Raw genomic sequence first — 21,985 nt, 5'->3', positions numbered from 1 at the left:
CTCGTTCCACTCGGCAAAAAGATGGTCAAAAGAGCACCATCTTTTTGCAAAATGCTCTAATACGGATTCCGCTAAATTCCGCCACAGTCGGAAAATCGCCGTCTGTGGCTCCATACCGCGAAACCCGTATGCTGTTCCTACTCACATCCGCTCGGATTGATTCAGAACTGCACCGAATCAATCGGAATCCGTATAAGGCTTTACGCTCACCCGACCTACCTTTCTCTTCTGGAGTGACCATGACCCAAGCTGCCGACATTACCGATATTCTGCGTCTCGCCGCCGAATTGAACGCCTCCGACGTGATCCTGACCGTGGGCCGCCCGCCCCAGTTCAAGCTGTCTGGGCAGTACGACTCGCAGGGCTTTTCCGACCTGGCCCCGAGCGATACCCGCAAGCTGATGTACTCGATGATGAACGAGCGCCAGCAGCGCACCTTCGAGGAAAAGCGCGAGCTGGATTTTAGTTTTGCGCTGGGTGAAAAGGCCCGTTTCCGCGTGAACGTCTTTATGCAGCGCGGCAATGTGGGCGGCGTCATGCGTCTGATTCCCACCATTATCAAGAGCGCCGAGGAAATGGGCCTGCCCCAGACCGTGGTCGATATCGCCAACGCGCCGCGTGGACTGGTGCTGGTCACCGGGCCGACGGGTTCAGGCAAAAGTACGACGCTGGCGGCGATGCTCGACTTTATCAACACGAACAAGAACATGCACATCATGACCATCGAAGACCCTATCGAGTTCATGCATCAGCACAAAAAGAGCGTGATTAACCAGCGCGAGATCGGGGCCGATACCCTCAGTTTCGAGAACGCGCTGCGTGCGGTACTGCGCCAGGCCCCCGACGTGATTCTAGTGGGCGAAATGCGTGACTACGAAACGATCAAGGCCGCCGTGACCGCCGCAGAAACCGGACACCTGGTGATGGGCACGCTGCACACCAACAGCGCCCCCGAATCCATCGACCGTATCGTGGACGTGTTCCCGGAAGAGCAGCAAGCCCAGATTCGCGTGCAGCTCGCCAACAACCTGGTCGCGGTCATGACCCAGCAGCTTATTCCCCGCGCCGACGGTCCTGGCCGCGTCATGGCCTATGAACTTCTGATCGCCAACCCGGCTATCCGTTCCCTTATCCGCGAAGGCAAGACCTACCAGATTACCAGCGTCATGCAGACCGGGGCCCGTGAGGGCATGATCACCATGGACGCCTACCTTGCCAACCTGTACCGCCGCCACGTTATCAGCTTCGATAATGGCCTGGAACGCGCGGTGGATCCCAAAGAATTTACCCGTCTGGCTAACGACGCCTCGGTCAACGTGGGGGCCGCTGGCAGCCATACGCCGCCCCCCGCAGGAGGCTTTACCTCGGGAGGAGGAGCGCAGTCCGGCACGGGCCGCGACTCGGCTGGTCTGGGGCGCGGAACCACTGGGACCCCGGCCACCACGCCCGCAGCAGCCACCGGGAATGGTCCCAGCGGCTTTGGCAGACGCTAAAGCATTGCGTAGAAGTCTGTGTGTACTTGTTGGGCCGCCCCAATGGCGGGACTTGCGCCGTGGCGGACTAGTTTGATACGGGTTTTGCGGTACAGACTCCTAAAGCTGCCCAAAAGTACATCCAAGCTGACCATAGCCACACTGACCATAATCATGCAAAGAGAAGAGGCGGAGAACAATCTCCACCTCCTCTTCTTCTGGCTTTTCTTGGCTTAGCTTAAGCTCCGGGCTGGTTCGTGCTTTGGCCCTGCGCCGGGGGAATGGTGGGTTGCTCGGCTTCAGGCTTGGGCAGCAGCAGCAGGTCGAGTACGTCGCCTACGCGTTCCACGGCGTGAATTTTGAGGTCGCCGCGAATACTCTCGGGCACGTCCTGAAGGTGCGGCTCGTTGTCTTTGGGAAAGATGACTTCGCGGATTCCGCCCTGGTGGGCCGCCAGCAATTTTTCCTTGAGGCCGCCGATGGGAAGCACCCGCCCGCGCAGACTGATCTCGCCGGTCATAGCCACGTCGAGGCGCACCGGGCGTCCAGTAATGGCGCTGATGACTGCGGTGGCAATCGTAATCCCCGCGCTGGGGCCGTCCTTGGGCGTCGCACCGTCTGGGAAGTGCACGTGCAGATCCATATGTTTGTGGAAATCGGGATCGGCACCGTACTCAGTGGCGTGGGCCCGCAGATAGGCGACCGCCGCGCCCACGCTTTCCTTCATTACGTCGCCCAGGCTGCCGGTCATGCTGATCTTGCCTGTGCCGGGAGTCGCCAGTGCCTCGACCAGCAGCAGGGTGCCACCCACACTGGTCCAGGCAAGACCCTGCGCCACACCCACTTGCGGCTCTTTTTCCATCTTGTCAGGGCGGTGCAGCGGAATGCCCAGGAAGTCGGGAATCTGCGGCGCGTCGATGTTACGCACGCCTTGCCAGGGCTTTTCGAGCAGTTCGCGGGCGGCCTTGCGGCTCAGTTTGCTGATCTGGCGGTCGAGGTTACGCACGCCGCTCTCGGCGGTGTATTCCTCGACAATGCGGTTAAGGGCAGCGTCACTGATTTCCAATTTGCCAAGCAGGCCATGCGACTTGATCTGCCGGGGCACGCGGTAGCGCCGGGCAATCTCGACTTTCTCCGGTTGGGTGTAGCCGGGGATATTGATAACTTCCATGCGGTCCAGCAGTGGGCGCGGAATAGTCTGCAAGCTGTTGGCGGTCGTGATGAACATCACCTGCGAGAGGTCGTAGGGCACTTCAAGGTAATGATCCTGGAAGGTGTGGTTTTGCTCAGGATCCAGCACTTCCAGCATGGCGCTGCTGGGGTCGCCGCGCCAGTCGCTGCTCATCTTGTCGATTTCGTCGAGCAGGATGATCGGGTTGGTCACGCCCGCCGTCTTCATAGCCTGAATGATGCGGCCCGGCATACTGCCGATGTAGGTGCGGCGGTGCCCCCGGATTTCGGCCTCGTCGCGCACGCCACCCAGCGCCATCCGCACGAATTTGCGGTTAAGGCTGCGGGCGATGCTTTTACCCAGCGAGGTCTTGCCGACGCCGGGAGGGCCAACCAGACACAGGATCGGGGCACGCAGCTCGGCATCGTCGGTGCGTTCCTCTGCCGTGCGCTCGCGGCGCTGCTCCTCGGTTTCGCCTTCCTTGTGGGTCAGCTGGCGCACGGCCAGGAATTCGAGGATGCGGTCTTTTACGTCGCCCAGCGCGTAGTGGTCGCTGTCGAGGATGTCGCGGGTGCGGCTAATATCCAGCGTTTCCTCGTCGCGCTTGCTCCAGGGCACATCGACCAGCCAGTCGATGTAGTTGCGAACCACAGTGCTCTCGGGGCTGCCGCCGGGCGTGCGCTCCAGGCGTTGCAGCTCCTTGAGGGCCTTTTCCTTGACCGATTCGGGCATCCCGGCTTCCTCGATCTTCTCGCGCAGGGCGTCCACTTCGGCGGGGCCGTCCTCGCCGCCGCCAAGTTCCTTGCCAATCGCCTTCATTTGCTCGCGCAGGTAGTACTCGCGCTGGTTGGCATCCATCTGCTCTTTCACGCGCCCGGCAATCTTCTTGTCCATGTTGAAGCGCTCGGTATCGCGGCTCAGCAGCTTAAGCACCGCTTCCAGGCGCTCGCGCAGGCCCACCGCCGCCAGGACATCCTGCTTTTCTTCGGGGGTCCAAGTCGCGTGGTGGGTCACTTGGTCGGCCAGCGCTCCGTTGTCTGTCAGGGCTTTAAGGCCCTCGAGCTGATAGTTGTCCAGGCGCAGATTTTTGTTTTGGCGCTGGTATTCCTCGAAGGCTGACTTGACCTCACCGGCCAGCACGATGATTTCGCGGCTCTCGTCGGTGGGCGTGGGCTGCGTTTCGGCCCGCACGCGCATGTAGGCGCTGGGCACCTCGTCGAGCACTTTGGCCCGTTCCTGCGCCTCAACCAGCACCTGATAGGTATTGTCGGGCATCCGCACAACCTGCTTGACCACGGCCAGTACACCCATTTCAAACAGTTCGCCGCGCGTCGGGTCGTCGGTGCGGGCGTCGCGCTGGGTCAGCAGCAGCACGCGGCGGTCAGAGGCCTGCGCCTCGTCTACGGCCCGCTTGCTCTTGGGGCGGCCCACGTCGACATTCATGGTGACCCCCGGAAGGATCACGATATTTCTCAGTGCAACTACGGGAAGTTCCCAGATCATGTTTGCTCCTTGGTGACCGCGCCCAGCCGGAAAACTGGAGCGGGAATACTAAAGTCTAACGCGGAAGAAATAAAAAAACCTACCCCCCGCTTACGGTGGTTCGGGAATTCTAAGCACCGGGCGGGAGATAGGCTGTAATCTAGGTTGCGTTTAAGCAGACTTCTTGAGTCCCTTAGACTCAAGTAAGCCAAGTGGGTTATCGATACTCTCGGCATCGAATCTTAGTTCCTTGAGGCCCTCGACGGGCAGCTCGAACAACAGGTCAGTCATGGCCTTTTCGAGTACTGCGCGCAGGCCACGCGCCCCGGTCTTGCGTTCCTTGGCGCGGTGGGCCACTTCCTTAAGGGCGTCCTCGGTGAAGGTCAAGTCCACGTCCTGAAAGTTGAACAGGGCCTGATACTGCTTGGCAATCGCGCCTTGCGGCTCGGTGAGAATGCGTACCAGAGCTTCCTCGTCGAGGTCTTGCAACTGCACGACCAGCGGTAGACGGCCTACGAATTCGGGAATCAACCCGAACTTCACGAGGTCTTCAGGCAAGAAGCGCAGTTCCTCTTTGGTCTCACCCTTGTGCTCGGCCCCGAAGCCCAGAGCACGCACGTTGGTGCGGGTACGGGCAATTTCGCCCATGCCGTCAAACGCTCCGCCGACGATGAACAAAATATTTTTGGTGTTGACCTGCACCAGTTCCTGCTGCGGGTGCTTGCGGCCCCCTTGCGGCGGCACTTGCGCGACCGTGCCCTCGATGATCTTAAGAAGCGCCTGCTGCACGCCCTCGCCCGACACGTCGCGGGTGATGCTGGTGCCTTCAGACTTGCGGGCGATCTTGTCAATCTCGTCAATGTAAATAATCCCGCGCTCGGCGGCTGACACGTCGTACTCGGCGGCCTGCAACAGGCGCACGATCACGTTTTCCACGTCGTCGCCTACGTATCCGGCCTCGGTCAGGGTGGTGGCGTCGGCAATGGCAAAAGGCACTTCGAGCATCTCAGCGAGGCTCTGGGCCAGCAGCGTCTTGCCCGTCCCGGTGGGGCCGACCAACAAGATGTTGCTTTTTTGCAAGTTGACGTCGGGGTGCGAGAGGCGCTGATAGTGGCTGACCACTGCTACAGCCAGCGCTTTTTTGGCCTCGTCCTGCCCGATCACGAACTCGTCAAGGTACGCTTTAATTTCTTTAGGCGTGGGCAGTTCCTCCATCTTGAATTCGCTGCCTGCCTTGCGCTGCTGCTTGACCAGGTCGAAAGCCCGCTCGGTGCACTCGTTACAGATAAAGGCCACGCGGCCCGGCGCTTCAATCAACTGGGCGATCTGGGGGTATTGCCGTCCACAGAACGAGCAACGGTCTCCGGCTTTGGTCATTCTTCGCCTCCAGTGGGGTTGCCTATGTCGCGGGTTCGCTCGATCACCTGGTCGATCAGGCCGTACTTCAGGGCCTCCTCGGGCGACATGAAGTAGTCACGTTCCATGTCACGCAGCAGCTTTTCGTGCGGAATGCTGGTGTGCTTGTGGTAGATCTCGATCAGGGTGTCGCGCAGGTTCAGCACTTCCTTGGCCTGCACTTCGAGGTCGGGGGTGTTGCCCCGGAAGCCCGCCGAACCCTGGTGAATCATAATGCGGCTGTTGGGCAGGGCCATACGCTTGCCCTTGTCGCCCGCCATCAGCAGCACGCTGCCCATGCTCATGGCCATGCCCACGCAGATGGTTGAAACGGGGGCCTTGATATAGCGCATGGTGTCGTAGATCGCCAGGCCCGCGTAGACCTCGCCGCCAGGGCAGTTGATATACATCTGGATTTCCTGCTCGGGGTTCTGGGAGTCGAGCAGCAGCAGCTGGGCCACTATGCTGTTCGCCATCTGGGACTCGACAGGTGTGCCCACAAAAATAATTCTGTCTTTGAGCAGGCGCGAGTAGATATCATAAGACCGCTCGCCGCGTCCGGTCTGTTCGATCACGTAGGGAATCACACTCATAACCTCCATTATCGCACGGACACGGCTTTAGAAAAGTGGGGACGGTGGGGGCGTTTTCCGGCGTGGGCTACTCCTACAGAGACAGGCCACGCCCGAACCGGACAGTGACCCCGCTCTGCGCGGTACCAGCCAGCACGGAGACGTAGCCGTAGCTAGCACGGAGACGGTAGCCAGCACAGAGACGTAGCCAGATCAGAGAACTCACCCGCAGAAGGGCTGCCCACCCGCACGGCCTAAAACATTTTCCCGTTTACAGCGGGATATTCCCGTGCTTCTTGTACGGCCTGGCTTCTTGCTTGTCACGCAGCATCTCGAAGGTCTGAATGAGTACACGGCGGGTGTCTTCCATTGGGATTACGTCGTCGATGTAGCCCTTGGCCGCAGCCACGTAAGGGTTGTCGAAGGCGTCCTTGTAGTCAGCGACCAGTTCGGCCCGCTTGGCCGCTGGGTTTTCGGCCTCCTTGATTTCCTTGCGGTACACGATGTTAGCGGCCCCCTCCGCGCCCATCACGGCGACGGTGGCGGTGGGCCAGGCAAAGACCACATCGGCCCCCATATCGCGGCTGTTCATGGCGAGGTACGCGCCGCCGTAGCTTTTGCGGGTAATCAGGGTGATCTTGGGCACGCTAGCCTCGGCGTAGGCGTACAGCATCTTTGCGCCGTGCCGGATGATCCCGCCGTATTCCTGCTGCACGCCCGGCAAAAACCCCGATACGTCGACCAGAGTCAGAATGGGGATGTTGTAGCAGTCACAGGTGCGAATAAAACGGGCGGCCTTGTCGCTGGCGTCGATGTTCAGGCTGCCGCCCATGCTCTTGGGGTTGTTGGCGACGATGCCCACGCTTTGCCCGTTCAGCCGGGCGTAGCCGACAATGATGTTCTTGGCCCAGTCCGGCTGAATTTCCAGAAAGGTGCCGTCGTCCACCAGTTCGCGGATCACGTCGACCATTGGGTATGGCTTACGTTGGTCGGGTGTGACGATGTCCAGCAGCTTGTCGTTGCGGCGGTCAACCGGGTCGCTGGTTTCCTTGACGGGGGGCTTTTCCTTCGCACTTTGCGGCAGGTAGCTCAGCAGGTCTTTGACGCCTTCCAGCACGGCCTCATCGCCGTCGTAGGCCAGGTGCGCGACGCCGGATTTGCGGGTATGCACGTCTGCGCCGCCCAGCGTGTCGAAGGTCACTTCTTCACGCGTGACCGACTTGATGACCTCCGGGCCGGTGATGAACATGTAGCTGGTGCCCTTGCTCATCAGAATAAAATCGGTCATGGCGGGGCTGTACACCGCGCCGCCCGCACACGGCCCCAGGATCGCGCTGATCTGCGGGACCGCGCCCGAGTAGATAGCGTTGCGGTAAAAAATCTCGCCGTAGCCGCTGAGACTGTCCACGCCCTCTTGGATCCGCGCCCCTGCCGAGTCGTTCAGCCCGATGACTGGGCAGCCGGTCTTGGCCGCCAGATCCATGATCTTGGTGACCTTGCTGGCGTTCATCTTGCCCAGCGAGCCGCCCAGCACCGTGAAATCCTGGCTGAATATGAACACCTGCCGCCCGTTGATGGTGCCGCGCCCCGTGACCACACCCTCGCCCGGAGCCTCGATGCCTTCCATCAGGCGGTTGCGCCCGTGCTCGACAAAGGTCGAGAGTTCCAGAAAACTGCCGGGGTCGAGCAGTTTTTCCAGGCGCTCACGGGCCGTGAGCTTGCCGCCCTCGTGCTGTTTTTTCTGCCGCTCCTCGCCGCCGCCCAGCTCGACCTTGCTGCGGCGCTGTTCCATCTTGGCAATTAGTTCCTGAAGTTCAATATTCGTCTGTGTCATGCCTCAATCTATCTAAACGGACAATAGGCCATGCGCGAAACGTCTAAGGGGCACTCGCGGGCCTGAATTTCCGTTCACTCACCAGCGGGCAGAAGGCCACCTTCCAGCTTGGCGGTGTTCAGGCTTATCTTCCCCGCTCGACCACGATGCCCTCGGCCTCACTCATCCGCACGATGTTGGCCAGGGTATGAACCGGCACGTTCAGATCGGCCAGATTCCGGCGGCCCTCCTCGAACTGCTTTTCGACCACGCAGCCGATGCCCAGCAGTTGCGCCCCACTTTCGGCGATCATGCCGTGCAGCGCCCGCAGCGTACCGCCCGAGGCCAGAAAGTCGTCGATAACCACCACACGGTCATCCGGCCCCAGGAACTCGCTGCTGATAAACAGGTCAACGGCCCCGCCCTTGGTGCGGCTGACCGATTCGCCCCGGAAGGCCGGTTCCTTCATCGTCAGCGGCTTTTTCTTGCGGGCATAGACCATCGGCACGCCCAGTTCCATGGCTGCGCTGATAGCCGGAGCGATGCCGCTTACCTCGATGGTCAGAATCTTGTTAGGCCGCAGCGGGGCAAAATACTCAGCGAAGCGCACCCCCATTTCACGCGTCAGGTGCGGCAACAGCTGATGGTTAACCAGACTATCGACCTTAAGAAAGCCGCCCGGTAGAATCACGCCCTGTTCCTTGATGGCCTCGACCAGTGATTGCATGCAGGCGAGTCTAGAGCATTAGGCAGAATTACGGCCCTCGGGGAGAAGCGCCCTAAATGCCCCCACTGCGCTCAATGCTCCTTCTGGATTTACTCTCTGTCTTGACCAAAACGGCTTCTTGGTCAGAACGGCACCCAGGATGGGGCCTGCCCGCTTCCCAACTGCACCAGAATTGAGCGGAATCCGTATGCCAGAGGGCGCCGCCGAGCGTCAGGCAGCAGACCAAAACCGGAACACCTCAGCGGATGTCCCGGCGTATGCAAGCTGGAGTTTAGCCGCCCATGCGGGTGCCGGGGCCGACCTCGTAGACTGCCTGCCAGGGTTTGTAGGACGTGCTGGTGCGGTCTTGGTGGGTACCCGAGGCGTCTTTGATAGTGCGGGTAATGTAGAGGTTGTAGCCGTCGGCGGCCCAGTCGACCTGATTGACCTGTCCGGGGCGCAGCTTGGGGCTGACCACGTACTTGGGGGCCGGGTGCGGCGTGCGCGACAGGATGGTCGCGGGGCTGACATACACGCTGCGCTGCGGCTTGACGGTGCCCCAGACCTCGACCACCAGACGGCTCTGGCGCGGGTAGTTGATGGTCTTAAGCATAATCGGGCCGCCGGTGTCGTTCTTGAACTTGAGGTCCACGCCAGGGTCGTACACGGCGGCCTCGAAGCCGACCTGCGGCTCGTAGTAGCCCACGCGGTAGGAGTGCTGGTTGCGCTCGACCACCGGCAGACCTGCCGAGTACAACGCCCGGAAAGTGGTCGTGCTGACCTGGCATACGCCGCCGCCCAGGCCATCCACGGTACGACCGCCGCTGATAATCAGGCCGCCCACGAAGCCGTTATCGGGCGAAATGCCGCCCAGGTTTTGCAAGAAGCTGAACACCCCACCGGCAGGCACCATCGCCCCGTCAATCTTCTGGGCCGCGTTGGCGACGTTGATGCGCCGCTCGGGGCTGCTGTGGTAGTAGGTGCTGACGCCGCGCGAAATGAGTTGCAGGCCCGCCGGGTCGGGCAAGTTAGCCAGGGTAATTTCGGGCTGGGCCGCCTTCGAGGGAAAGATCACCGTCTTGGCCGCCGGATCGACGATGGCCTTCTTGAAGGCGTCAATCGCAGCGGCTTCATCGGTCACGCGGCCCGCTTTCTCGCTGACCTTGACATATTTGCCGTCTTTCCAAGCATATCGGGCGTTTCTGGCCGGTTCGTCAATGTAGGTCATCATGCCCTTGAAGGCGTCCTTGATGGCCTTGTCATCTAGCACAATGCCCTCGGGTTTGACCCAGTAGAAGTTGGCAAGTTGCAAGGCTCCCAGGCTGCCCACCCGGTTGGTACCGTTCAGCTTGACTGTCATTGGGCGCATCAGTTTGTTGCCCAGCGCCGCGAGGTCTTCGAGCTTCTGCCCACCCTTGCTGGCCTGCCAGGTGGTCATAGGAACGCTGAGGGTCGTCTGCGCCGGATTGGCAGCGTACGCCTGCGCGGCGGCGTCGGGGTCGGGTTTACGACCCGGCGTTTCCGGAACGGTGACGACATATTTCATGGCGCGGCTGTCAAAAGCCACCGCACCGTTTTTGGGCTGCGTGCCCAGAGTACCGGTCATTTTTTCCAGCGTCGCCCTGGCAACTGCGGGATCCACACTGGTCTTTACGGCGAAGTCCTGCGCCTTGCCCTGCCCCAACATACCCTGAAAACGCTCCAGCAGGGTGCGCTGGGCGGTGTACTGCTGCGCGGCCTTGACGGGCGTCTGAACATCGGCGCTCCAGCCCAATGTGGTGGCTGGCACTGTCCAGCTCTGGTCGGCGGCCTTGACCGTGACTTGTGGAGCCGGATTGTGCTGCGCTACTGCGGTGGCCGCCTGTTCCGGCGTCATGCCACCGACTGCCACGCCACCCACCTTAAGACCGGGGGCAAGTTTGCCGTTGTCCTGCCCGGCCACCCCGACCGCCAGCGCCCCGCCCAGCAGCGCTACCGTTATTGCCGCACCTAATCCGTACCTCGTTCCAGACGTCATCAGTTCTCCAGTGTATAGACCCGGAGCTGACTCATGGTGAACAAGACCACACCGGCTCTGTACTCAAAGTCGGCTGGAAGGTTTGGAAGACTTCGGCATCCTATGCTCTGCGGGGCAAAGCGTCAACCGAGGGGGGAGGGTAGACCGGCGCCTGTCGCCACCATGGGATGAGTAGCCAGGAAGGTCGCTTTCACTCGCTTGCCCTTAAGCAGCCCTCGGTAAAAGTGAACCGCCCAGAGTTGCTTGCACAGCGGGCTTAGGCGCTTTTGCCAGACCCGCGCAACTGTAGCCAAGAGCGCCTTATCATCGGCTTTCGGCGCCCACACCCAGATTCTGGGCGATGGCCTGAGCGACTTTTTTCTGTGTGTCCGCCACCTCGACGGCGACGTGTTCACCGCCCCCCAGGTCCATCACGAAATGGTCGCCGTCAAGCCGTACCCGTGACAGAATTCGTTCCTCACCTCCGGGCCGGGTGGTGGCCCGCAGCTCGACAAACTGGCGCAGCGGCGTGCGGATGACTTTGGGGGCCAGGATTTCCTCGACCTGAAAGATGCCGCCGGAATTGTTCATGGTGACGCCGATAAGCACCGGTGTGCGGTGGCCCCGTTCGATGACCACCTGATCGACCGCCAGCGCACTGATCGAGTGAATGTCCACGCTGCCCAGCGCAAAAGCCTTGCGCCCACGCCCCTTGGTGATGTCGGTGCCGTCGGCCACCGCTGTGATGCCGCCCTCGATGGTCAGCGGCGGCGGGTTGAGGTCGTGGCAATTGATACAGCTGAGGATAAAAGACCGGACTTTGGTGCGCTTGAAGGGATCGGGGTACAGCGGCCCCATAATCCGGTCGATGATCGGCAGCGCCAGCATCACCCCGTGCGCCTCGTGGCCTACCCGGTGAATCTGGTTGCCGATGTCGTGCAGCATGGTACCCAGAATGACCGCCAGAAAGGTATCATCTGCGTCGCCAATGCCACTTTCCATGAGGTCGCCCTTGACCCCGCCGTCTAGCAGAAGCTGCGTGATGGCCATGCTCGCCGCGCCCGTGATGAAGGCGTGGACGCGCCCGTGGTCGTTGTAGCCCAGCTTACGCATGGTGATGTAGTTCGACATGTCCCAGTGGGCCAGGGCCTCGGGGTCGCCGCGCAGGGCCTCGTAAGCGGCCAGCGCCCGGGGATAGTCGCGCAGATCAGCCCGAATCGCCGCGCTCGCCTCGTCGATCAGTTTGGCGCGGGGCGTGGCAAATTCGATGGTGCGTGTCGCGGCTGCGCCCGGCTGACCCCCGACCTCCTGAATATTGCCGCCGGATACGCTTAGCCGGAACTTCTGGCCGTCTTCGGTGGCCTGGGGTTGAGCGCTGCCCCCTGCCACATTCGGCCCCCTCTGCTCGGTCACGGTTTATTCTCCTTTAAAGTCGGCCCTGCGTTTTTCCAGGAAGGCGCTGGTGCCTTCGCGGAAGTCCTTGGTCGCCACCACCATGCCAAACAGGTCGGCCTCGATTTCCAGGCCCGCGTCCAGCCCGGTGTCCAGGCCGCGCCGCACCGCTTCTTTAACCAGCGATAGGGCAATCGGGGCATTTTTGATCATCTGCTCGGCCACCTCCCGCGCCTTGCTTAGTGCGTCGTCGGCCACATAATTGACCAGGCCCATGCTCAGGGCTTCCTCGGCCCCGACCTGGCGCGCCGTGAGCATCATGTCCAGTGCCCGCCCCGCCCCGATCAGGCGTGCGAGGCGCTGCGTGCCGCCGTAGCCGGGAATGAGGCCTAGCGTCACTTCTGGCAGGCCCAATTTGGCCTTAGGCGAAGCCACACGCACGTCGCAGGCCAGCGCCAGTTCCAGGCCGCCGCCCAGCGCAAAACCTCCGATGGCCGCGATGACCGGAATGGGCAGGGTACTGACCTGGTTCATCAGGTCTTGCCCGGCGAGCGACACCTCGCGGCCCCCATACACGCCGTCTACGGCAGCCAGTTCGCTGATGTCGGCCCCCGCCACAAACGCCTTTTCTCCGCCGCCCGTGATGATCAGGGCGCTGATCTCGGCATTGTCGGCAATCATGTCGAGCGCCTGCGAAATCTCCCCGATGGTTTCGCCGTTCAGGGCGTTGAGGGCCTTGGGACGGTTCACTGTCAGTACCACCAGTGGGCCGTGCTGGTCGAGCGTGATGTTCTCGAAGTCGAACTCATCCAGAAGCAGATCATGTTGGGTCATGACCCTATGCTAGTGCAGTTGTGTTTGCGGGGCGTGATTTGCCGGGCCTGCGTGTTGATCTGGCGTTGTGAAACTACCGGCAGGACGGCTTCGACCGCTGCTCAGCTAGGCTGCAGGTCACATGAGATGAGAGATAAGGCGAGCACGCTTCACAGATCACCTTTTCCTGAAACTTCCGGCGCATGGTAGAGACATGAAAAAAATACTCTCGCTGGTGCTGCTCAGTTCTCTTGCTACCGCCTCGGCTGCTGGCCTGACCGGGACAGACCGGGTTTTTCTTGCCAACGCCGTTCGTGGCAACAACTATGAGATGCAAGCAGCCCGCCTAGCCCTGCGGATGAGTGCTGCTCCGGATGTCCGTTACTACGCCAACATGATGCTGCGTGACCACCGGAAACTCGGCGCAAACGTCAAATGGGCTGTGGCTCAGGCCGACTCCGCGATGACGCTCCCCAAGACCGTGACGTATAAGCAGGCAGATATGCTCAGGAACCTGCGCCTTTCCGGTCGCCATTTCAATACGGTCTACCGCCAGCAGATGATCAAGTCGCATAACGAGACCTACCAGCTGTTCGATAAGTACAGCCGGGCGAGGCAGGCCAACCCGGTCTTGCAGAACACGATCAGCGCCGCCAAACCCACGGTTCGCATGCACTGGGATCACGCTCTCCAGTTGCCGCGTTGAACTAAGCGGCTCAGTCCGGATTCCGGAGAGCTGAGGTCAGAACTAGGGTCAATCTCAGATCTAGCAGTCAAAACCGGCAACAGAAATGTTGTGCGTGGCCTGAAAGAAGGCCAAGTTGGGGGGCCACCAGCGAGCGCGGCTAGAGGCCCCTCTAGGAATATGGACACGGGCAGAGCAAGCACCACACACACACGTCACCGTGAACTATGGTGACGTGTGCGTGTGTGGCGGGCCTCCCGGCGTAAATCGCGTATCCATTGGCCTTGATGGTGCTACCTGCCTGAATGCTGTTCAGGATGCGGGCTAGATGGTGCGCTGCTGAACAGTGTCACACAGACGGCCCTGAGTGACCTATGGACTTAGAGCTTGACGGTGCCGTTCTGGCCCATATTGGCCTGCTCGTGCTTGAGCATGCCCTTGGCTAGTTCAAAGATGCTGCGGGCCTTGCCTTCGCTTTCCCAGAATTCGGCTCCGTGGGCGCTAACCTTGATCAGCTGGATGTTCGGGTCTTCCTTGCCTTCGGGGTAGTACGCCTTGTAAAAATCGCTCCACAGTTCGTCAAGCTTGGCCCGGTCATCAATTAGTTCGCCGGTGCCAGTGATGCTCACGAATTCGCCCTTTTCCGCCGAGGCGTAACTGACGTTCACCTGGGGACGGCTCTTCAGGTCGGCTGCGTACTCGCTGTCTTTGGCCCCCAGAAACCACAGGTCGCCGTCGAACTCCTGCTGCTGGGTCGTCATCGGGCGGGCGTGGATATGGCCCGCATCATTGACGGTGCTTAGCATGGCAAATTTGATGTCCTTGATGAACCCTGCGATGATATTGACGGCCTCTTCACGCGTGGGCTGCTGGCTGGATTGTTCGCTCATGACTCTACTCTGAAGCCTAGATACTTCCTAAATATGGGCCTAGACCACCCTTTTAAGGAAGCCCTCAGATTGTCTAAAAAAACGGTCAAGCTCCGGCGGCTTTTGGCGCCTGTACCTTTTCGGGAACGTTGCGAACAAGCAGCACTCCCAGGATGAAGAAAACGGCGGCGATACCGAAGACCAGCGTGTAGCCGAAGTTTGCGCCCCGTGCGTTGCCCCAGTCGAGCAAGGCCCCCTGCGGCGCACTGCTGAGCTGCGGGGCTGTGAACGCAACGTGCCAGATGCCCATGTCGCGGGCGTAGCTGCTCTGGCTGGGCATGGCGTCGCTGCCGAGCGCCCAGTCCACGCTGGTAAAGGCCCCGAAGCCCAACCCGAACAGGCCTGCCAGCAGCAGCGCCACCGCGAAACTGGGTGCGAACAGCAGCAAAACGGCGGCTAGGGCCATCGTTCCCCCGGCTACGTAGATGACCGGTTTGCGCCCGGTGCGGTCACTGAGGCGTCCCCCGATAAGCGCCGAGAAGATGCTGCCAATAATGATGCAGGCCAGCATCTTACTGGTCGCGTCGCCAGGGTTGACCTGCCGCAGCACGTCTTTGTTGTAATACTGTAAAAAGGGCTGCACGCTGTACTGTCCCAACGAAAACAGCACCCGAGTCAGAAACACCCACAGAAAAGGCTGATGCGCGAACAGCTGCCGGATGCTCATGGCCGGGGCTTTGGCAGCGGCCACTTCCAGATGATCGGCACTGGCCGGAACGCCCCGCAACGTGACCAGCGCGGGCACCAACAAAAAGACCGCGACCATCACGAAAGAAACCAGGGTCGGCAGGTGCAAGGCCCCGATCACCAGGGCGCAAACGGCCCCCAGCAGTTGCCCGCTGGCTTGCAGCATCGCCATCACGCCACTGTACCTGCCCCGCGTCTCAGGCCGGATCAGTTGCGGAATCAGTGCCGCGTAGGGCGCAGTCGCGTAATTGTTGCCGAACTGCACCAGCATGAAGCCCAGCACGTATACCCAAAAGCCGCTCAGACCGCTCAGGAAAGTCACCGCCAGCGCCATAACCGCCAGCCCCGCCAGATTGACCCCGACCCCCAGCCGGATGTAGGGCAGCCGCCTGCCGGTGCGGTCGCTCTGTGCGCCGATCAGGGGCGGCAGGGCCAGAGCGATGATCGCGCCAATTCCCGTTAGGAGACCCAGGTAGGTGCCCTTGTGCGCGTCACCGACAAAATGCACCACGTTGGCGGGCATCAGGATCAGCAGCAGCACCAGCCAGTGAAAGGCCGTGCCGAACCAGAAGGCCGACAGGACATAAGGACTGGGAACCGGGGGCTGCGGATCAGGGAACTGGGGAACAGGTAAGCCGGGCGGCTGAGACCCAGCGGAAGGCGGCGCAGACAGGTGAGTCATCTTCCCCAAGTCTAGAGCAGTGACCCGGCACGCGACGCGCTTAAGCCGTGGCCGACCGGGGAGACGAGAGCGCAGCAGGTGCGGCCGCTTCGGGGCGTCTATCAGGTGCCCAGTCATCAAGTGGTGCCCAGTCAGGCCGCGCCGCTCACAGCGCCGTTAAGCAATTGCCCCAGCCGCTCGCGGGTAAAGGGCCGCTTGCCTTCTAGCAGCCCGCGCGTTCCGGCGTGCAGGTGCCAGTGTTTGCTGCCGCCCATCAGCCGCAGACTGACGCCGCCCAAATCGACATGGCGCGGGCTGACTGCCGCCACCATCAGCGGTTGACGGCCTGCACTGACGCTGACGCTCATGACGGTGGTTGGCAGGTCATAGGGGCGTTCCATGCGGTAGATGTAATCCGGAAAGTCGGCCACCTTGTGGAACGTCAGGCCGCGTGCGTTTGCCTCGGCGTCAATCCAGCCGAGCAGTTCGACCCACTGGGTATACAGCGCCGCCTTAGTTCCGTGCTCCATATTCGACTGTGCCATTTGCAGGCAGTCTAGTGCATCTGCTGCGTTCCGGGGGCAGTTCCACGCCGCCCACTTTGCGTGGAAGAGGTTTTTTTGACCTTCTAGGGAGCTCCCGGCTACAGTGATGCGGGTCTGGGAAAAGCGCCAAAACCCGCCGTGCAACCAGCTAAAGCCCCCGCAAGGGTGGAGGGAAACCTCGCCCCGACCGAGCCGTACATCTACCAAAATTGTTCAGCGTGCAATGAGCCACCCCGAAATCCTGAGTTCAGTGGCCCACGTTATTTCCCGGAAACACCGCCACTCGCCCGACCATGTAAGCAGCGCCGTACAGAAACAGCGTTACGGCGGGCAGGTATTTCAGGCCCTTCTTGTGTTCGATCATGCCTCCCTTGATCAGCATCTCAATCAGGTAGAGGCTGACCAGGGCAAAAGCCGTGTACATCAGGTGTTCGCCGTCGCGCACAGGGTCTACCTTGTAGCCGTACCGGGTCAGGCCGTGGCCGACATCGGTGGCGCTGGCGACCTTCAGCCCACCGACCGCCAGAATCACCCCCGTAACGGCTGGAAGCAAGAACGCCGCCCACGTCAGGCGCAGCCACACCAGAAAGCCGAACCGCACCTGCGTTTTCAGCGCGGGCCCGAAGCTCCACACGAAAAGGACAAAGGTGAATAGCGCCAGTGGCGTGGGAAGCAGTGGCGGCAGCTGCGGAAACAGGTTGGGGATTTCGAGGTCGTGAATCAGTTTCAGAAAGTCCATGATGGGGGCGTCCTTAAGCTTCCGGGAGCGTCAGTAGACTCTCGGCGGGCAGGTAGGTGCCGGGGCGCAGCGGCGCGTCCTCACCGGGGCGGGTGATGGTCATGCCGTGCGGCAAGTCGGCCAGCAGGATGTTCGGCCCGCTGACACTGACCTTGAGGCCAGTCAGCGCCGGAGCGCGGAATTCGTCGCCCAGATCGGTAATCCCCGGATGAATCATCAGGGCGTGAACGCCGTATGGCCCGCAGACATGCAAGGTAACGCCCTCGGTTCTCAGCGTCAGCGGCAGCCCCAGGCCCACCAGCGACCCCAGCGGCGCGTGTGGAGCGCGGGCACGCTGGGCAATCGCCACGCCTAGCAGCGTACCGGGCCGGATCAGGTCGCCCGCGTGCAGCAGGCGGGTGCCCTGGCTGACCTCGATGTCGGCGGGAATGTTGAGCAGCCGCATTCCGTCGAGATTCTGCTCGGCCCGCATTCCGCTCAGCAGCGGCACTTTAGCCAGCATCCCCAGGTCGAAGGGGCCGCCCAGCGGCGTCTGAACCGAACTGACCTCGCCCCTGTCCGACACCAGCGAAAGCAGCCGGTCCTCGCCGTACTCGATTCCCTTGACCGTTGGAATAGCCGTGCCAATCAGCTGGGGCACCACCGGTTTGCGGGGACGCCGCGCCCGCCGCAGCAGCAGCCCGAAGCCCAGCAGCGCCAGACCTAGCAAGACCAGCGCCAGCAGCCCGATTTTCCAGGCCGCAACGCCGCGCCTGCCCTGCACGCTGGGGTCAGGTTCGGTGGGGGCCAGCACGTTGGGCGGCGTGCCTGCCGGAGCGGTTCCAGTACCGACCGAGATGGCGGGCAGCTCCACACTACGGCCACTGCCCAGCATCAGGCGCGGGGTGATGTTTTGGCTCACCTGACTGCCGGTGTTCCGCAGCCGCACAGTGAAAAAGCGCGAACTGGGCAGCCGCTCGACGCTGCCATCCAGCCCGTTGGCTCCGGCGGGCAGGTGTAGCCCGACCAGCGGGCCTTCCAGATTGAGGGTCGGGGCCGCCCAGTAGCGCAGGGTCACGCTTTCGCCGGGGTTCAGGGCGCGGTCGGCGCCGGGGTTCAGCCAGCGCATGCCGGTGCCTTCTTGCCCCAGGTTCAGCTCCAGCAGGGTGTAGCGTGGGCGGCCCCCGATCAGTTTGGCTCCGGGCGTTATGGCTCGCGGGGCACACAGTAGCGCGGGCGTGCCGTAGGGCAGCCGCGCCGGGGCACGCAGACTGGCGACGCCCCCGTGCGCCGTGTGGTCAAGCAGGTCCAGCCCACTTACATGACTGGACAGGTTCAGAGGCGTGCCGTCGGCGTAGGGCGCGGGCACACGGCTGGCGTCGGTAACAATAACCCGCTCGGTGCCGATACCGTCGCCAACCAGATCGGGCACACCACCCACGGGCATGGTCAGGCCACTGGCGTAATCGCTTTGCAAAATGGCCTGCTGCGCCTCCTGAGGAATGGCCGTGCCCAGCGCGATGTAGGTCAGGCTGTCGAGCGGCCCACGGTTTTTGAACGATGAGATGGCCTGCTGCGCTGTGACCTTGCCGCCGACCTCGTTGTCTATGCCGTCGGTCAGCACGTACACGCTGGTCATAAATGCGCCGTCGCTCTTGAGGGGACTGAGGGCGGCATTCAGGCTGCTGTACAGATAGGTCTTGCTGCCCTCGGCGGTCAGTGCCTTCAGGTCGCTGATCAGCCGGGTCTGATCGCCGGGCAGCTGGTAGCTCTTACGCTGGTGCAGCCCGCTGTCGAAGGTCATAACCTCCAGCTGGTCGGGCTTGACGCTTTCGACGTAGGCCAGAATCGCCTGCTTGACCTCTTTGAAAATGTCAGCCTTGCCGTCGCCTAACCCCCGCATGCTGCCGCTGGTGTCTAACAAGAAGATAGCGCGGGTACGGGTCGGCAGGGGGCCGCTGGGCAGCGCGCAGCTTATGCTGGGCGGCGCGGGCGTCAGGGCGCTGGCCTTTCCGGCACAACATCCTGCACAGAGGGCCAGGCCCAGAAGGGGGCCGTACAGCGGCTTACGGCGGCGAGGGAGGACACGCATCGGCCTCTCATTCTGACGGTCAGGCGCCGTAACCGGAAGCGGCACTTTTCTGGCCCCGGCTGAGACGCCAGACAAAACAGCCAGTAGAACGGCGTTTTTCATCTGCTCCACCCTACAAGAAACGGGAGATTTATTCTGTCCATAGCGTAATAAGCTTGACCCATTTCACTGGCGATAGTATACTGGAAGCCTCAAGGGGACCGTAATGTGCGGCCCTCTGTTCAATGATTGACGATCCACGCGGCTTCAGGCCGTAGATCAGGAGCACCATGACCCAGACCGAAGATCAGAAACTGCCCGAGACCCAGGCGGCCAGCGCAACTGAAACGCCAGAAACCGAAACATCAGAAAACGGGACGCTGCATGTTCGCCAGCCGCAGGTCGAGGAAACCCGTGAGCAGGCCAAGGCTGACTACACCGCCGCTGACATCAGCGTGCTCGAAGGCATGGACGCCGTGCGTAAACGCCCCGGCATGTACGTGCAGGGCGGCACCGGCGTCGACGGCTACCACCAGTTGCTGACCGAGATCATTGACAATGCCATCGACGAGGGCCTGGCCGGGTACGCCACCGAGGTCGAGATCACCATGCACGAGGACGGCAGCGCCACCGTGACCGACGATGGGCGCGGCATTCCCGTGGACATCATGAAAAGTAAGGGCCGCCCCGCCATCGAGGTGATCTTCAGCGAGTTGCACGCCGGGGGCAAGTTTGGTGACGGCGCGTACAAGGTCTCGGGCGGCCTGCACGGTGTGGGCAGCACGGTGGTCAATGCCCTCTCGACCTACCTTGACGTGACGGTCAACAAGGGCGGTAAGCTACACCACATCCGCTTCGAGCGCGGCGTCCTGACCCAGCCCCTCGAAGTGCTGAGCGATACTCCCAGCGACGTGAAGTGGGCCACCAAAGTAACCTTTCACCCCGACCAGACCATCTTTAAGGAATTCGATAACGTCTTTGAATATGACCGGATTCGCCGCCGCATGCGCGAACTGGCCTACCTGACCGGCCTGAAGATCGTGCTGCGCGATGAGCGTAAAAACTTGCACGGCGGCGAGATCATGGAAGAGGTGCTGCACGAAAAGGGCGGCATCGCTAACTTCGCCCGCGCCCTGGTCACCGACAGCGAAAAGCTGCTGTACGACCAGCCGATCATGATGAGTGGCAACCACAGCGGCGTGAACGTGCGCGTGGCCTTTATTCACGCCAACACGTATTCTAGCGACAACATTCTGACCTACGCGAACATGATTCGCACCCGCGACGGCGGCACGCCGCTGACCGGATTCAAGACCGCCTACACCCGCGTGCTGAACAAATACGCAGCGTCTAAAAACCTGATCAAGTCGGGCAACCCTGTGCCCAGCGGCGACGACCTGCTCGAAGGGATCTACTGCGTGGTCAGCGTGGAAGTCGGCGACCCACAGTTCGAGTCGCAGGCCAAAGTCAAGCTGCTCAATAGTGAAGCGCAGACGGCAGTCAACGCCATCGTGGGCGAGAAGTTTGCCGAATTTCTTGAAGAAAATCCTAAGGTTGCCAGAACAATCATCGAAAAGGCCGCCGAGGCTGCCCGCGCCCGCGACGCGGCCCGTAAGGCCCGTGACCTGGTGCGCCGCGCTAATCCGCTTGACAATGAGGATCTACCCGGCAAACTGGCCGATTGCTCGTCGCAAGACCCAGCCGAGTCCGAACTGTTTATCGTGGAAGGGAACTCGGCAGGCGGCAGCGCTAAAGGTGGGCGCGAACGCCGGTTCCAGGCCATTTTGCCCCTGCGCGGCAAGATTCTGAATGTAGAAAAGGCCGAGCTGAACAAGATTCTCAAGAACGCTGAAATCCGCAGCCTGATCGGGGCCATCGGCGCGGGTGTGGAAGGCACTGGGGACCGGATGCACTTTGACCTCAGCAACCTGCGCTACCACAAAATCGTGATCATGACCGACGCCGATATGGACGGCGGGCACATCACTACCCTGCTGCTGACCTTCTTTTTCCGGTACATGCGCCCGATTGTCGAGCAGGGTTATCTGTACATCGCCCAACCGCCGCTGTACAAGATGACTGTCGGGGCGCAGACCAAAAACAACAAGGGCCTGTACCTCTTTACCAACGAGGCACTCAAGGAGCACGTCGCGGAGGCAAACAAGGCAGGCAAGAAGTACGAGATTCAGCGCTTTAAGGGCCTGGGGGAAATGAACGCCGAGCAGCTCTGGGAAACGACCATGAACCCCGAAACGCGCGTGCTCAAGCGGGTGAGCATCGACGACCTGATCATCGCCAACGAGGTCTTCGACGCTCTGATGGGTTCGGACGTGCTGCCGCGCAAGGACTTCATCCGCGACAATGCCCGCTTCGCCGAGATCAGCGTTTAGAGCATTTGACATAAGAATGTTTTGCGCTGTTGACCCTCCCCCTTGTGGGAGAGGGCCTGGCGGGGCAACGGGGGAGGGGGCCAGGCCACCAGGCAACGTCTTTTGGCAATGCCCTAGAACCTATCAGGCTAGCAAGCCGAGAACTGGGTGCAATTTACGGACTCTTAGAGCTGCGCCGCTGGGCCAGCAGGAGAGAAACGGGTTCCGGACGTGGAGTTGGCCGCCAGGTGGCTGGGCGGGTTATCAACGAAAAAGGCGGCAGTTCGTATAAGCCCGTATGAGGGGCCGGGTCACGCTCGCAACGGTATCTACGCTTTGGGCCGGAGCGTACTTCTTGGAATCTTCCCAGAGCGCCCGATAAGCCGCAATGGAAATCCTGAACATGTTGCTGAAGTGTCATGCTCGTGTTTAGAGGCTGTCTGAGGCCCTAACCATGGGAAATGTTTTAGGCTTTAACGGTGGAACGCGCAGCTTACCCTAGCGACCT

Annotated in this window: 16 protein-coding genes; 3 read left to right on the top strand and 13 right to left on the bottom strand. The window is 61.5% G+C overall.

Annotated elements, in window-relative coordinates; genetic code table 11:
• Positions 1-239 precede the first annotated feature (239 nt).
• Positions 240-1,493 carry a type IV pilus twitching motility protein PilT gene (locus QZ269_RS03335; protein ID WP_291424292.1) on the top strand — a complete coding sequence of 418 codons (1,254 nt, stop codon included), beginning with the start codon at positions 240-242 and terminating at the stop codon, positions 1,491-1,493.
• A 217-nt stretch (positions 1,494-1,710) separates the two neighbouring features.
• Here the strand turns inward: QZ269_RS03335 and lon are convergent, their stop codons facing one another.
• From lon to QZ269_RS03295, 8 genes are all read right to left on the bottom strand, one after another.
• Positions 1,711-4,146 carry an endopeptidase La gene (gene lon / locus QZ269_RS03330; protein ID WP_291424291.1) on the bottom strand — a complete coding sequence of 812 codons (2,436 nt, stop codon included), beginning with the start codon at positions 4,144-4,146 and terminating at the stop codon, positions 1,711-1,713.
• A 150-nt stretch (positions 4,147-4,296) separates the two neighbouring features.
• Positions 4,297-5,502 carry an ATP-dependent Clp protease ATP-binding subunit ClpX gene (gene clpX, locus QZ269_RS03325; RefSeq protein ID WP_291424289.1) on the bottom strand — a complete coding sequence of 402 codons (1,206 nt, stop codon included), beginning with the start codon at positions 5,500-5,502 and terminating at the stop codon, positions 4,297-4,299.
• The gene (gene clpP, locus QZ269_RS03320) at positions 5,499-6,122 is read right to left on the bottom strand and encodes an ATP-dependent Clp protease proteolytic subunit (protein WP_291424287.1); all 624 of its coding nucleotides are present in this window, start codon (positions 6,120-6,122) and stop codon (positions 5,499-5,501) included. The genes clpX and clpP overlap by 4 nt, the downstream gene beginning before the upstream one ends.
• Positions 6,123-6,363: 241 nt before the next feature.
• Positions 6,364-7,926, bottom strand: a complete 1,563-nt coding sequence (locus QZ269_RS03315) for an acyl-CoA carboxylase subunit beta (protein ID WP_291424285.1) — start codon at positions 7,924-7,926, stop codon at positions 6,364-6,366.
• Between the two features lie 124 nt (positions 7,927-8,050).
• The gene (xpt, locus tag QZ269_RS03310; RefSeq protein WP_291424283.1) at positions 8,051-8,632 is read right to left on the bottom strand and encodes a xanthine phosphoribosyltransferase; all 582 of its coding nucleotides are present in this window, start codon (positions 8,630-8,632) and stop codon (positions 8,051-8,053) included.
• 271 nt (positions 8,633-8,903) lie between these two features.
• Positions 8,904-10,628: a VanW family protein gene (locus QZ269_RS03305; protein WP_291424281.1), complete on the bottom strand. Its 1,725-nt coding sequence runs from the start codon at positions 10,626-10,628 to the stop codon at positions 8,904-8,906.
• A 303-nt stretch (positions 10,629-10,931) separates the two neighbouring features.
• Positions 10,932-12,020, bottom strand: a complete 1,089-nt coding sequence (locus tag QZ269_RS03300) for a phosphohydrolase (protein ID WP_291424279.1) — start codon at positions 12,018-12,020, stop codon at positions 10,932-10,934.
• A 3-nt stretch (positions 12,021-12,023) separates the two neighbouring features.
• A complete protein-coding gene (locus QZ269_RS03295; RefSeq protein ID WP_291424277.1) occupies positions 12,024-12,833 on the bottom strand; it encodes an enoyl-CoA hydratase-related protein in 810 nt (269 codons plus the stop codon).
• Positions 12,834-13,026: 193 nt separating this feature from the next.
• On the opposite strand from QZ269_RS03295, the gene QZ269_RS03290 reads away from it, so the two are divergent.
• Positions 13,027-13,518, top strand: coding sequence for a DUF4142 domain-containing protein (locus QZ269_RS03290; protein WP_291424275.1), 492 nt, complete (start codon positions 13,027-13,029; stop codon positions 13,516-13,518).
• Positions 13,519-13,877: 359 nt separating this feature from the next.
• Here the strand turns inward: QZ269_RS03290 and QZ269_RS03285 are convergent, their stop codons facing one another.
• The 5 genes from QZ269_RS03285 to QZ269_RS03265 form a co-directional block, all read right to left on the bottom strand.
• Entirely contained in the window at positions 13,878-14,387 is a 510-nt protein-coding gene (locus QZ269_RS03285) for a pyridoxamine 5'-phosphate oxidase family protein (RefSeq protein ID WP_291424273.1), read from the bottom strand.
• 85 nt (positions 14,388-14,472) lie between these two features.
• Positions 14,473-15,795: an MFS transporter gene (locus QZ269_RS03280; protein ID WP_291424271.1), complete on the bottom strand. Its 1,323-nt coding sequence runs from the start codon at positions 15,793-15,795 to the stop codon at positions 14,473-14,475.
• Positions 15,796-15,926: 131 nt separating this feature from the next.
• On the bottom strand, positions 15,927-16,304 hold the full coding sequence (locus QZ269_RS03275) for an NADH-quinone oxidoreductase subunit 15 (RefSeq protein WP_291424302.1): 378 nt from the start codon (positions 16,302-16,304) through the stop codon (positions 15,927-15,929).
• A 262-nt stretch (positions 16,305-16,566) separates the two neighbouring features.
• The gene (locus QZ269_RS03270; protein WP_291424269.1) at positions 16,567-17,058 is read right to left on the bottom strand and encodes a hypothetical protein; all 492 of its coding nucleotides are present in this window, start codon (positions 17,056-17,058) and stop codon (positions 16,567-16,569) included.
• Between the two features lie 13 nt (positions 17,059-17,071).
• Positions 17,072-19,129 (bottom strand): vWA domain-containing protein, encoded by a 2,058-nt coding sequence (locus QZ269_RS03265; RefSeq protein ID WP_291424267.1) that lies wholly within the window; start codon positions 19,127-19,129, stop codon positions 17,072-17,074.
• A 269-nt stretch (positions 19,130-19,398) separates the two neighbouring features.
• Here QZ269_RS03265 and QZ269_RS03260 point away from each other — a divergent pair, with 269 nt between their 5' ends.
• Entirely contained in the window at positions 19,399-21,498 is a 2,100-nt protein-coding gene (locus tag QZ269_RS03260) for a DNA gyrase subunit B (protein WP_291424266.1), read from the top strand.
• The last annotated feature ends 487 nt before the right edge of the window (positions 21,499-21,985 follow it).

The sequence above is a fragment of the Deinococcus sp. genome (assembly GCF_018260405.1).
Lineage (GTDB): Bacteria > Deinococcota > Deinococci > Deinococcales > Deinococcaceae > Deinococcus.
The sequence above is the reverse complement of the archived record's forward strand: the minus strand, read 5'-3'. Positions and strand labels throughout refer to the sequence as shown.